The 13,371-nt window shown below is 39.2% G+C and carries 11 protein-coding genes; all 11 read left to right on the top strand.

Going from position 1 to position 13,371, the window contains the following annotated elements; genetic code table 11:
• Window position 1: 1 nt before the first annotated feature.
• Window positions 2-1,252, top strand: coding sequence for an alanine--glyoxylate aminotransferase family protein (locus tag R4Z09_RS20325; protein WP_338448548.1), 1,251 nt, complete (start codon window positions 2-4; stop codon window positions 1,250-1,252).
• 17 nt (window positions 1,253-1,269) lie between these two features.
• Window positions 1,270-2,646, top strand: a complete 1,377-nt coding sequence (locus R4Z09_RS20320) for an allantoinase (RefSeq protein ID WP_338448547.1) — start codon at window positions 1,270-1,272, stop codon at window positions 2,644-2,646.
• Between the two features lie 378 nt (window positions 2,647-3,024).
• Complete coding sequence (locus R4Z09_RS20315) at window positions 3,025-3,513, top strand: MarR family winged helix-turn-helix transcriptional regulator (RefSeq protein WP_338448546.1); 489 nt, start codon at window positions 3,025-3,027, stop codon at window positions 3,511-3,513.
• A 114-nt stretch (window positions 3,514-3,627) separates the two neighbouring features.
• Window positions 3,628-5,082, top strand: coding sequence for an aryl-sulfate sulfotransferase (locus R4Z09_RS20310; protein ID WP_338448545.1), 1,455 nt, complete (start codon window positions 3,628-3,630; stop codon window positions 5,080-5,082).
• Window positions 5,083-5,087: 5 nt separating this feature from the next.
• On the top strand, window positions 5,088-6,023 hold the full coding sequence (locus R4Z09_RS20305) for a formylglycine-generating enzyme family protein (RefSeq protein WP_338448544.1): 936 nt from the start codon (window positions 5,088-5,090) through the stop codon (window positions 6,021-6,023).
• A 22-nt stretch (window positions 6,024-6,045) separates the two neighbouring features.
• Complete coding sequence (locus R4Z09_RS20300) at window positions 6,046-7,068, top strand: NrtA/SsuA/CpmA family ABC transporter substrate-binding protein (protein ID WP_338448543.1); 1,023 nt, start codon at window positions 6,046-6,048, stop codon at window positions 7,066-7,068.
• A gap of 16 nt (window positions 7,069-7,084) precedes the next feature.
• Entirely contained in the window at window positions 7,085-7,858 is a 774-nt protein-coding gene (locus tag R4Z09_RS20295) for an ABC transporter ATP-binding protein (RefSeq protein ID WP_422392206.1), read from the top strand.
• Window positions 7,859-7,872: 14 nt separating this feature from the next.
• Window positions 7,873-8,700: an ABC transporter permease gene (locus R4Z09_RS20290; protein WP_338448542.1), complete on the top strand. Its 828-nt coding sequence runs from the start codon at window positions 7,873-7,875 to the stop codon at window positions 8,698-8,700.
• Window positions 8,701-8,717: 17 nt separating this feature from the next.
• Window positions 8,718-10,973 carry an arylsulfatase gene (locus tag R4Z09_RS20285; protein WP_338448541.1) on the top strand — a complete coding sequence of 752 codons (2,256 nt, stop codon included), beginning with the start codon at window positions 8,718-8,720 and terminating at the stop codon, window positions 10,971-10,973.
• A 723-nt stretch (window positions 10,974-11,696) separates the two neighbouring features.
• Window positions 11,697-12,731: an XdhC/CoxI family protein gene (locus R4Z09_RS20280; RefSeq protein WP_338448540.1), complete on the top strand. Its 1,035-nt coding sequence runs from the start codon at window positions 11,697-11,699 to the stop codon at window positions 12,729-12,731.
• Window positions 12,728-13,369, top strand: coding sequence for a nucleotidyltransferase family protein (locus R4Z09_RS20275; protein WP_338448539.1), 642 nt, complete (start codon window positions 12,728-12,730; stop codon window positions 13,367-13,369). Before R4Z09_RS20280 ends, R4Z09_RS20275 begins: the two co-directional genes overlap by 4 nt.
• Window positions 13,370-13,371 lie beyond the last annotated feature (2 nt).

Below are 13,371 nucleotides of genomic sequence, written 5' to 3'. Positions count from 1 at the left end.
AATGGCATATTTTGAATTGAATACACCAAATCGAACGATCATGACACCAGGTCCGGTCGAGGTTGACCCTCGCGTATTACGAGCGATGAGCAATCCAATATTAGGTCAGTTCGATCCGGCTTTTACAAAATTGATGAATGAAGTAATGGAGATGCTGCGTGAGGTGTTTCAAACAAGCAACCATTGGGCATTTCCAATCGATGGGACATCACGTGCGGGAAATGAGGCGCTCTTAGCCAGCATTATTGAACCAGGTGATAAAGTATTCGTGCCTATATATGGTCGATTCGGTCATTTACTCGTAGAAATTTGTGAAAGATATGGTGCTGAAGTTCATTCGATCCAGTGTCCATGGGGAGAAGTGTTTGATCCACAAGTCGTGATTGAAGAAATGAAAAAGGTTTCTCCTAAGATCGTTGCTATCGTACATGGTGAGACTTCTACTGGAAGGATGCAGCCTTTGGCCAAAATTGGAAAAGCATGCCGGGAACAGGATGTATTACTAGTTGTCGATGCTGTGGCGTCGATCGGCGGTGCCGATGTAAAAACAGATGAGTGGTATATCGATGGAATCATTGGCGGCACGCAGAAATGTTTGTCTGTTCCATCTGGAATGGCACCGATCACGTTCAATGATCGAATCGAAAAAATCATCTTGGAGCGCAAAAAGGTGGAGGCTGGTATTGCAACAGAAGAGGATCAACAATATAACCGCAGTCGATTAGCCATTGCCAGCAATTATTTTGATTTAGGAATGTTAATGGATTACTGGAGCCCAAGACGTTTGAATCATCATACCGAAGCCACTTCGATGATTTATGCCTTGCATGAGGGATTGCGTCTTGTGTTGGAAGAAGGGTTAAACAACCGGTTTGCCCGTCATAAGCTTCATGAGAAAGCATTGGTGGCCGGTATTAAGGCGATGGGGTTGAAGCAATTTGGTGATGCTCATCATAAGCTTCCTGGTGTCGCATGTGTTGAAATTCCAAGTGGGGTAGATGGTGAATCCGTTCGTAGCATGCTGCTTGAAGAATTTAGCATTGAGATTGCTTCCTCTTTTGGACCTTTACATGGGAAAATTTGGCGTATCGGAACGATGGGTTATAGCTGCCGGAAAGAAAATGTTCTTGCCGTTCTTGGAGGATTAGAAGCTGTTCTAATTCGCCACAAAGTAAGTGTGAACCGTGGGGAAGCCTTGCAAGCTGCACTGGATGTGTACGAGGCAGAACGTATACAGACGGCTGCAATTTAAGAAAGGGGTTGAAACAATTGGCACAATACGATCACATCATTCAAAATGGTTTCGTAGTTTTACCTGATGAAGTAATAAAAACGGATCTTGCGATAAAAGATGGCGTCATCGCAGAGATTGGAAATAAGCTTTCAGGGACATGTAAAGAAGAACGAGATGCAGAAGGTGAATATATTTTCCCAGGAATGATTGATGTTCATGTCCACTTTAATGACCCTGGTCGGGACTCTTGGGAAGGCTTTGAAACAGGTTCGAACATGATGGCTGCAGGCGGTGGTACGACGTACTTTGATATGCCGTTAAATGGAATTCCTTCTACGGTCAATAAGACAGCATTATTTGAAAAAGCGGCGCATGGTAAGGCAAAATCACTTGTGGATTTTGGTTTATGGGGTGGACTAGTACCAGGAAATGTCGGTGAATTAAAAGGGCTCGCAGAAAATGGTGTCATTGGTTTTAAGGCCTTTCTATCTGACAGTGGGAATGAAGATTTCGAACGGGTAGATGATCCTACCTTGTTAGAAGGCATGAAAGAGATTGCTTCATTAAATAAAATTCTTGCTCTGCATGCTGAAAGTGCGGCGATAACTGACTTTTTAACAAAGGAAAAGAAAGAGCTGGGTTTAGTAACAGCTGATGATTATTTAGCATCCCGGCCGATTATTGCTGAAGTAGAAGCGGTGGATCGTGCATTATCTTATGCAAAAGTAACGGGCTGCTCCCTGCATTTTGTTCATATCAGCTCTGCTGCAGCAGTTGAACAAATTGAAAAAGCGAAAGCAGAAGGGATTGATGTGTCCGTTGAGACATGTGCCCATTATCTGTTATTCAATCATGACGATTTAGTGGAAAAAGGCGCTGTTGCGAAATGTGCTCCTCCATTACGTGAGAAAAGGGAACAAGAAAAATTGATTAGGTTATTGATAGATGGGAAATTCGATATGATTACATCGGATCATTCTCCATCCCCTTATTCAATGAAAGATCCGGCCACACATCATTTATTTGACGCATGGGGCGGTATCAGCGGGGGTCAATTTACCTTATTAGCATTGATTGAATTAGCTGTTCAATATCGGATTCCAATTACAAAAGTTGCGAGACTACTAGCTGGTGCTCCTGCAAGCAGGTTCGATCTAGTTTCAAAAGGGAAAATCGGAGTCGGAATGGATGCGGACTTAGCCATTGTATCATTGGAGGAGTCATTTACAGTAACAGAAGATAACTTCTTTGCTAAACATAAACAAAGCATCTATATGGGGCATACATTTCCATGTGCAATTAAGCTTACGATGAACAAGGGGTCAATCGTATATGAAAATGGCAAAATTATTGATGAGAATCGAAGAGGAAAGTGGTTAAAGCCGGGAAAGTATCAAATGAATACGCCATAATAAAACCAAAAAGAGAGGGAACGGATTCCTTCTCTTTTTGGTGTTCCCTATTAATCCGTGACTTCTATTTAAAGAAACACTTACATACAGATTTGGTATTAAGTATTGTTTTTTACATCAACTGAAGGTTTGTAAAAGAAAAAGCATCAAAGAATAAAAAAAGAAATATAAAAAAATTAATTCATAGTTGACAGATATGAATTATTTGATTAATATGTATATAGAAAATATTTTACTATTCATTATTTTGCCAATAAAATAGTTTCGGAGCCGATTGGACGACCAAAGGCACGAATACTTTTCAACATTCGCGTATGAAGAATGTCTGAAAGGTATTCGTGCCTTTTTTCTTTATATAAGGGTTGGGGTGAAGGTGATATGGAAACGAATGAGCAAGAACTGTTGGAAGAAGCTGATATGTTGTTTCGTAAAATGGTTCGGAAGTTTGTAAAGGAACGCGACAAAATTAAAATTGAAGGTGTTATGTTGCCAAGTTTCGTGATTTTAGAAAAAATTATGAAGGATGGCGAGCAAAGATTAACTGACTTAGCAGAGGAGCTTGATTTTACCTCAGGGGCAATCACAGCACTTTGCGATAAATTAGAAAAAAGGGGATTGGCTGTTAGGAAACGACATAAGAAGGATCGTCGGATCGTGTGGCTGGACATTACTGGTGATGGCCGCGATTTTATAAACAGAAACTATTACTTGAAAATGAATAGTATTTCCGTTTTGTTCAATGGATTTTCACAGGAAGAGATGAAGGAACAGATCAATGGGTATCGACGTTTGATTACGAATATAGAACGATTCTCTACTACTATAAATGAAATAGCAAATGAGAATGAGTGTAAGAAAAAAATCTGACGTATTGCTTCCAAATACACAAACAATATTTTTAATATTAAAAATAATGAAATTTATCTTAACTCACTAAAACTAAAAATGTCTAATGAAATAAGCAAAAAGGAGTGGAAAGTGATGGGGCATCCAACAATTTATCCGACGGGAGCAACAGTTTATAATCCGAAAAAAGCATGGAGTGGCTATACAATCTATCAAGCTGCAAATCTAGGAGCTTTATTAATTGATATGAATGGCAGTGAAGTTCACTTATGGAAGGGACTCCGCGGTTTTCCTAACAAAATATTACCTGGTGGTTATGTCTTAGGAAGTACATCTGAAAGAGATCCAAAGTATGGATACCAGGATGAAGCTGATCTTGTTCAAGTTGATTGGGAAGGAAATATCGTCTGGAAATTTGATCGGCATGAGTTCCTTAAAGACCCTGACCATGAGCCTCAGTGGATGGCAAGACAACACCATGATTATCAACGAGAAGGGAACCCAGTTGGATACTATGTCCCAGGTTTGGAGCCAAAAACCAATGAAGGAAAAACATTAATTTTAGCACATAGAAATGTTCAAAAACCGGAAATCTCCGATAAACCACTATTAGATGATGTGATTCTCGAAGTGGATTGGGAAGGGAATATTATCTGGGAGTGGGCGGTCAGTGATCACTTTGAAGAGCTTGGTTTTGACGAAAGTGCAAAAAATGTCCTATTCAGAGATCCGAACATACGATTATTCGGAAATACTGCTGGAGATTGGATGCATATAAATTCGATGTCAACGATTGGACCAAATAAATTTTATGATCAAGGCGACGAACGATTCCACCCTGACAATATTATTTGGGATGCGAGAGAATCGAATATTATTGCCATAATAGATAAAAAGACAGGAAATATTGTTTGGAAACTTGGACCTGATTATTCAACACCTGATGTGAAGCACCTAGGATGGATTATTGGTCAGCATCATGCGCATATCATTCCGAAAGGTTTGCCTGGTGAAGGCAATCTACTTGTATTTGATAACGGTGGCTGGGCAGGCTATGGACTTCCAAATCCTGCTTCTCCTTATGGTGGAAAGAATGCTGTCCGAGATCATTCAAGAATATTAGAAATTAATCCAGTCACACTTGAAATCGAGTGGCAATATACACCAACGGAAGCCGGTTTCCAAGCACCATTGGATTCTTATCGATTTTACAGTCCTTATATTAGTTCAGCACAAAGACTGCCAAACGGAAACACATTAATTACTGAAGGTGCGGATGGGCGAATATTCGAAGTCACTCGTGAACATGAACTTGTTTGGGAGTATCTATCTCCTTATAAAAATAGTAGGAACTCCAACATGGTTTACCGTGCCTATCGAGTTCCATATGAATGGGTTCCACAACTGGAAAAACCAGTTGAAAAAGAAATTGCGCCTCTAGATATTACAGTATTTAGAGTACCAAATGCTGCAGGGATTGGCACTGAATCTGTGGTGACCGTTCAAGGTACTTTCTCCTATGAAGAGGGAGCGTTCTGCGTTGCAACTACTGATGAAACGAAGAAAAAGAAAGATAACAACGGAGTGTGACTGAAATGACAACATCCAATAGCAGATCTTGTTGCTCCGTTTCAAGAAATCAATCGTTATTAATAGATAAAGAGGATCGTATTTCTGAAACCAGTATGAGCGTCAATACCAGTGATATGGTATTGATTCCTGCAGGTGAATTTTTACTAGGTTCAGAGGATGAAGATAGCTCTGGTGAAGATGGGGAATACCCGCGAAGAAGGGTCATGGTCCCATCCTTTTATATGGACCAATATGCAGTTACCAATGAACAATTCAATCAATTTATCCAGGAAACAGGTTATAGCACAGATGCAGAGAGATACGGTTGGTCATTTGTCTTTCATTTATTTGTAAATGAAGATCATAAAAAGGATATTATTGGTTCACCAGAAACTACACCTTGGTGGTTTGCCCTCCAAGGTGCATCTTGGAAGCATCCAGAAGGTGTCCATTCGTCTATTGCTGATCGTTTGAATCATCCGGTTATCCATGTGTCATGGAATGATGCACAAGCTTATTGTAAATGGGCAGGGAAACGTCTTCCAACTGAAGCGGAATGGGAATATGCCGCTTCAAGTGGAGTAATAGATCGGAAATATCCTTGGGGAAATGAGTTGCATCAAGATGATAAACATCACTGTAATATCTGGCAGGGGGAATTTCCACATGTTAATACAAAAGAAGATGGGTTTTTAGGTACCGCTCCAGTCGATCACTTCCAACCGAATGAATTTGGCCTATATAGCATGTCAGGCAATGTATGGGAATGGTGTGAAGATACCTTCTCAACTCAACCGGGCAACAAGAATTCTTTTCTCACAGATGATTCTATGAAACTCATAAAAGGCGGTTCTTATCTTTGTCATGAATCATATTGCAACCGATACAGAATTTCTGCACGCACGTTTAACACAATAGACAGTTCTACCGGGCACATGGGATTTCGATGTGCAAAATAATAAACATTCGGAGGAAAACAGGATGAAAAAAGTACGTTTATTTCTATTCGCTCTATCTATCATTGCCAGTTTAGTTATAGCTGGATGCTCTAGTTCTTCAAGTGAAACTACAAGTGGTAAGAAAAGCAGTGGAAAAGAAACCGTTCAAGTAAGAATGGCGATTGATACGGCAGCAGGCGGCTCTTTTCAATTTCGAACGGCTGAAAAACAAGGATATTTTGAAAAGTATGGTATTGAAGCACAGATTTCTAATTTTGCTATGGGGGTTGATACAATCAATGCTGTTTTAACAAAACAAGCAGATACTGGGCTGGCAGCAGATTATGTTGCCATCAATTCGATAGCTAAGGGAGATTTAGTCATTATCGGAACACTTACAAGAGCTAACGAGAAATCATCCAAAGAACAACAGCTCCTTGTAAAAGGCAATATAAACAAACCTAGTGATTTGAAAGGGAAGAAAATAGGAGTTAATAAAGGAACGGTAAACGAATATGTTTGGTCTCAATATTTGAAAAAAAATCAATTGAAAGAGACAGATGTTGAGTTTGTTCCATACAGCACGCCAGATGAAGCCATTGTGGGTATGCAAAAGGGTGATATCGAAGCCGTTTGGGCGAGTGGCGCTCTTTTAGAGAAATTTAAAGCAATTGAGGGTGTTCACCAAATAGATGATTTGCTTGGAGCAGGAGTAAGCATTGATAGCTACCTTCTTGCGGATCGAACATTTGTAGAACAAAATCCAGAAGCCATTGCAAATCTATTCAAAGCTTTAAATGAAGGAATTGACTATGTAAAAGGTAATAAGGAAGATACGGCAAACCTAGCCTTTGAGCAATTAAAAATACCAGCAGACGATGCTTTGAAAGATATTGAAAGACAGAACTATGTACTTGGTTTTACGAAAGAAGATGTCGAGCATCTTGAAGAGATGAAAAATTGGATAGAAGAGAAAGGACTGCTAAAAGAGTCATTTGATTTGAAAGATAAATTAATGCTGGACCCTTTAAAACAGGCCTTTCCAGAGTTAGTAACCTATCAATAACAAGGAGTGAAGGTAATTGAGTACTTTAATAGAGGAAGTCATTAAAGCTCCTGAAACTATTTCGATTTCGGGCTTATCTAAATCCTTTAATAATAGTCATTATGTATTAGAAAATATTAATTTATCGATCCAACGTGGTGAGTTCTTTATATTGCTTGGTCCAAGCGGATGTGGTAAATCTACTTTGCTTAGTATGATTGCTGGTTTCATTGAAAAAACATCTGGAGATCTTCTTGTTGATCAGGAGGAAGTAAAAAAGCCTGGAAGAAATCGGGGAGTTGTCTTCCAGCAGGCAGATGCAGCCTTATTTCCATGGCTTACCGTTAAAGAGAATGTGGAATTTGGATTAAAAATGAAAAAAACACCAAAGGATAATCGTAATAAAATATCGACTTATTTTATTGAATTAGTCGGTTTAAAAGGGCATGAAAACAAATTCCCAAGAGAACTTTCTGGTGGAATGAAGCAGCGCGTTCAATTAGCACGTGTCTTAGCAAATGATCCTGACATCTTACTAATGGATGAACCATTTGGGGCACTTGATGCCATGACTCGAAGAACGATGCAAACGGAGCTAGTCCGAATTTGGAAAGAAACGAATAAAACAGTCATCTTCGTTACCCATGATATTCAAGAAGCGTTATTACTAGGTCAAAGGATTGGTGTTATGTCTGTTGGACCTTCATCGAAAATTGATCATATTTATGATATACCGCTTGCATTTCCAAGAAGTTTCACTGATAAAGAGTTCAATCGTTATTATCAAAACATTCAAGCTCATTTTGATTGAAAGGAGGCAAAAAAATGAGTTCGGTTAAAAATGAAATAATCATAGAGCAAGAGATTGTTCGTCAAAAGAAGAATCCTAGTTTTGGTTTTGTAAAAAAGTTATTAAAAAGCGGTGTAATTGCCTGGGTGCTTGTCCTTGTCATATGGAGTATTGCCGCAGGTTTCTCGGATCCTCAATTTCTACCAGGTCCATTAGCTGTTTGGCAAGGAGCTATTGACCTTAGTCAGGGCGGCTCCCTCTTCTTATATATATGGGTCAGTTTTTTGAGGGTAATTACCGGGTGGATACTAGGAAATCTAGTGGCCATTCCAATTGGACTATTAATTGGTCGTGTTTCGTTTCTTCGATCGTTATTTGATCCGATTATCAATTTTGTTCGTTTCATCCCGCCGCTTGCTTTTATTACGTTATTTATGCTTTGGTTTGGGATTGGTGAACAATCTAAAATCTTTCTTATTATGTATGCAACTTTCTTTATTGTCACGATTAACACCATTACAGGTGTGCAGGCGGTTGAAGATGATAAAATTCGTTCAGCCAGAAGTATGGGTGCATCTGAGTGGCAAATCATGGTCCATGTCATCATACCAGCATCACTTCCCTATATTTTCACTGGTGCAAAACTTGCGATGGGATCCTCTTTCATGGCTATTGTTGGGGCAGAAATGGTCGCAGCCAATGAAGGGATTGGCTATATGATTTGGAATGCACGTTTGTATTTTAAAACAGATTGGATTTTTGTAGGTCTTATTATCCTTGGATTAATGGGCTTCTTGATGGATCGTGTATTTAATCAATTTGGAAAAGTTGTCTTAAAACGATATAACGTAGTCAAAAAATAAAGGAAAGAGGAACGTTAATGAGCAGATATATAGATGAAACATTTCAAGGAAAGATTGCTAAAACTGTTGAAGAATCAACACCATGGTGGCCTGGTGACGAAAGTTCATCCGAGAAAAAACCAAATGTAGTCGTCATCCTTTTAGATGACCTTGGTTTTTCACAATTAGGATGCTATGGGTCAACCATTTCAACTCCCAATATTGATCAACTGGCTAAAGAAGGACTTCGCTATAATAACTTTCACACAACAGCCATTTGCTCACCAACTAGAGCTGCTTTATTAACAGGAAGAAATCCGCATTCTGTGGGAGTTTCCTTTGTATCAGAATACGATAGCGGCTTTCCGCATAGCCGTGGAAAAATTAGAAAAGATAGTGCCTTATTAAGTGAAGTTCTTGTGGAGCACGGCTATAATACATTTGCCGTTGGTAAATGGCATTTAGCACCAGGAAAGGAACAAACGAATAAAGGGCCATTTGATAATTGGCCGCTTGGTCGAGGCTTTGAAAAATTTTATGGCTTCTTACCAGGGGCGACGAACCAATGGAATCCGGACTTAGTTGAAGATAACCATCGAATTCGTCAGCCTAATACTGCGGAAGAAGGCTACCATATTACGGAGGATTTAACAGATAAAGCTATTTCCTATATCAAAAATCAAACATCAGAAGCACCAGATAAACCATTTTTTCTCTATTTAGCCTATGGAGCACCACATGCTCCGCATCATGCACCGAAAGAGTTTATTGATAAATATAAAGGGAAATTTGATCAAGGCTGGGATGTGATTCGTCAACAATGGTTTCAGCGTCAAAAAGAGATTGGCTTAATTCCAAAAGATGCAGTGCTGCCAGAACGCAATCCAGATATTAAAGCATGGGATGAACTATCAGATGATGAGAAAAAACTATATGCTCGGCTTCAAGAAGCGTTTGCAGGGTTTTTAGAACATACGGATTATCATATTGGTCGTTTTGTTTCATTCCTTGAGGAAATCAACCGTCTGGAAGACACATTATTTATTTTCTTGTCTGATAATGGTGCATGCGCAATGGGTGGGGAGGAAGGTACTGTTAATACTTGGCATGGAAGAAATGAGTCCCTTGAATCCAAAATAGCTCGTCTTGATGAGATTGGCAGCCCAAAAGCAAATAACCACTATCCAAAGGGATGGGCTTATGCAGGAAACACACCATTAAAATGGTATAAATCCTATGTACATGAAGGCGGTGTCCGTGATCCGTTAATTATCCGTTATCCTGAAAAAATCAAAGACCCTGGTACCATTCGTACGCAATATCATCATGTGACTGATATTGTTCCTACTGTACTAGAATTACTAGAATTAGAGATGCCAAAGCAGTATAAAGGAGTAAAGCAACAACCTGTTCATGGTACAAGTATGCTTTACACATTAGAAAAAAATGGTGAGACTCGTAAAACAACTCAATATTACGAAATGATTGGAAATCGCGGAATTTGGCACAATGGCTGGAAAGCTGTTTCTGCTCATACTCCGAATGGAGATTTTGATCAAGATGTTTGGGAATTATATCACACAGATGCAGACTTTACAGAAATGAATAATCTAGCTGATGCATATCCTGAAAAACTTCAGGAATTGATCAACCTTTGGAATAAAGAAGCTGAAACTTATGGGGTATTTCCATTAGATGGACGCACATTAGATAAGAAGCTTGAAGGAATGAACAAATTGAAAAGGCAGTCCTTTGAGCCAACTTTCAGAGTGTTATATCCGACAGAAGCCCCATTCCATGGATCCGTAGCTCCGGACTTGCGAAATAAGGACTTTGAGATTTCAGCTGATGTTCATATTACAGAAGGGACTGAAGGAGTTATTCTCGCCCATGGCGATAATAGTGGCGGCATTAGCTGCTTTATTAAAGAAGGCCAGCTTTATTTCTACTTTAATAATCAAAATATTCAAGAGTATGTCATACATTCTAAAGAAAAGTTTAGTTTAGGAGATTATCGTCTATCGATAAGACATGAAAAACTAGCAAACAATCAAGGGAAAATTACATTATATGCTAATGATGTGCTTATCGGCGAAGGAGTAATCGGAAATATTGATTCCTTAGGTTTCTTTAACGGGATGCTTCATATCGGATACAATGAACTAAGTTACATTACACCATACTATAAAGATCCATTTTCATTGGGTGAGAATTTAAGAAAAGTAAGCATTCGAACGGATAAATACCAAATTGATTTAAAAGAAGTTATTGAAAAGGAATTAGCTGTTGAATAGGGTGAAGTATAGAACTCAAGTGAACTATCCAGCGATTCGGTGATTCCTAGATAACCCGTCGGGAAGGATCTGCTGTTTTAATCATCAAATAAAGCAATCTCTCTAGAGTTAAATCTCTAGAGGGATTGCTTTTTATATTGGGAATCACCGAATAATGCCCTAGAAAAGCAATAAACGTCCGAGGTCACTGAAAAAGCCGGACTTTTAAGAGAGTAAAATTGTAATAATTTCTATAAAGTACTCCTATGATATTGAAACAATACAGAAATTTGTGAAGGTTAATTTGCGTTTTTACAATTGATTATGAGGGTACACGCTTTATTGAGACGAATTTTCCAGAAAACTATTAGTGTGGTCAAAAAAGAGGGATGATTCTGACAGACTTCAATGGTAATCGATTAAGGTTGTCAAAATAGAGGGTCCTTACTGAAAGATTTTCCAAAAAAACTAATAGGCATGTCATATCAATCTGATGCCCTACTATAAATATCACCACTTGAAATTCAAACTTTTCAGCAATCTCGAACCGTCCCCATGTTTATATTTACGTGAATGATTATGTAAGAAAATCTTACGCAAAAGTGGAAATGAAATTTGAAATAAGACATAATATTTGAAAAATATAGATCTTTAAAGCACCTAATAGGGGTAAGGGGTGCGGATGGGGAATTCAGCAAATAAATCAAACATACCACAAACCCGAAATGAAAGAGGTGCAGATAGATGGATAATATTCATCAGATCTTACAGGTGGCACCCTCTGAAAATGATGTGTTAACTACGGTGATCGATGTGGAGGGCTCTGCTTATCGAAAAGAAGGCACAACGATGCTGATTCAGGAACAAGGAAAACTTGTAGGAATGTTAAGCGGGGGTTGTTTAGAAGAAGATGTACGGTTGCGGGCTGAAGGACTGAAAAAAGGCCAATCGCAATCTTTTTTCTATAATATGAAAAGTGAAAACGACCTAGATTGGGGGCAGGGAGCCGGATGTAACGGAGGGATTCGGGTGTTGTTGGAAAAAATAGATGCCCCTTCTAGGCTGTATCTTCAAAAAATGCACGAACGGCTTTTAAAAGGCAAATCTGTATTAACGGTCAAAAAGCTTTCGTCTGAATACTCGGTTTCTGAATCTGTTTTTATAGTGGATGAAGACAATTACTGGGGAAATGGGGAAAATCATTTTGTAAAAGAAGTATTGTTGTTAATGAAGAACGTCGATTCTGCAGCCAGCGGAATTCACTACATAGAGGAACTTTCCTGTCACTGCTTTTTTCACTGGTTTCATCCAAAACCCCGTCTTTTGATCGTTGGAGCGGGTCCAGACGCGATTCCACTCAGCTATTTTGCCAGTAGAACAGGATTTTCAGTGACGATTACAGATTGGCGGCCTGCACTGTGTAATAAAGAAACCTTTCCACATGCAGATGTGTTATTGACGGGGTTTCCAACTGAAATATTTCCAGGATTCGAGTTTCATCCCCATGATTTTGTCATCTTGATGACCCATCACTTTCAACGTGATAAAGAAGCTTTGCATTATTTGCTAGGTAAGCCATTACAGTACATCGGCATTATTGGATCGAAGGAACGGACGTCCAGATTAATGGGTGGAAAAGAACTTCCGCAAAATGTATACTCACCGGTTGGATTAGCAATTGGTGCAGAAGGTCCTGAGGAAATCGCCATTAGTGTCATGGCAGAACTGATACAGTTAAATCGAACGATCGTGAAAACGAAAAGGGAGGCTGTGATATGAGCAGGCTTCAAATCATCGGTATTTTGTTAGCCGCCGGCTATAGCCGCAGAATGGGAGTGAATAAACTTGCTCTGCCTCTTGGGTCGCCAAATATTGGTAGTTTAAGTCTAAAGGCAGCCATTCAATCCAAGCTCGATCATGTACTCGTTGTGAAAAAGAAAGAGGATTCATCAGACTGGATTCATTCTCGTTTAAAGGAAGAGGATTGGAAAAGTCGCTGGACAGCATGTACATGTGAAAATTCCCAGCTAGGTCAGGCCTATTCATTAAAAGCGGGTATAGAAGAAGCGATAAAACGTGAAGCAGATGCCGTCGTTATCTTATTAGGTGATCAACCCTTTTTAACATCAAAACTGATAAATGAAATGATCTGTACCTATCGGAGGACAATCGAACTTGGAGGATTACCTGAATATGTAGCCGTCGAATACGATGGATTGAAAAGACCGCCTGTCTTATTTTCAAAAAGTGTATTTACGAAACTATTAGAACTAAACGGTGACCAAGGAGCCCGACAGCTTATAAGAAATAACAGATATGCTGGCATTACGATTACAGGTGGTGATCAGAAGGCATTTTTTGATATTGATACAAAAGCAGATTATCAAAAAGCGCTTAAGGAGGGTGGGATGGTTTGAAT

The sequence above is a fragment of the Niallia oryzisoli genome, assembly GCF_036670025.1.
GTDB lineage: Bacteria > Bacillota > Bacilli > Bacillales > Cytobacillaceae > Bacillus_BD > Bacillus_BD oryzisoli.
Note: the sequence above shows the minus strand (reverse complement) of the source record. Positions and strands in the feature narration are given on the sequence as shown.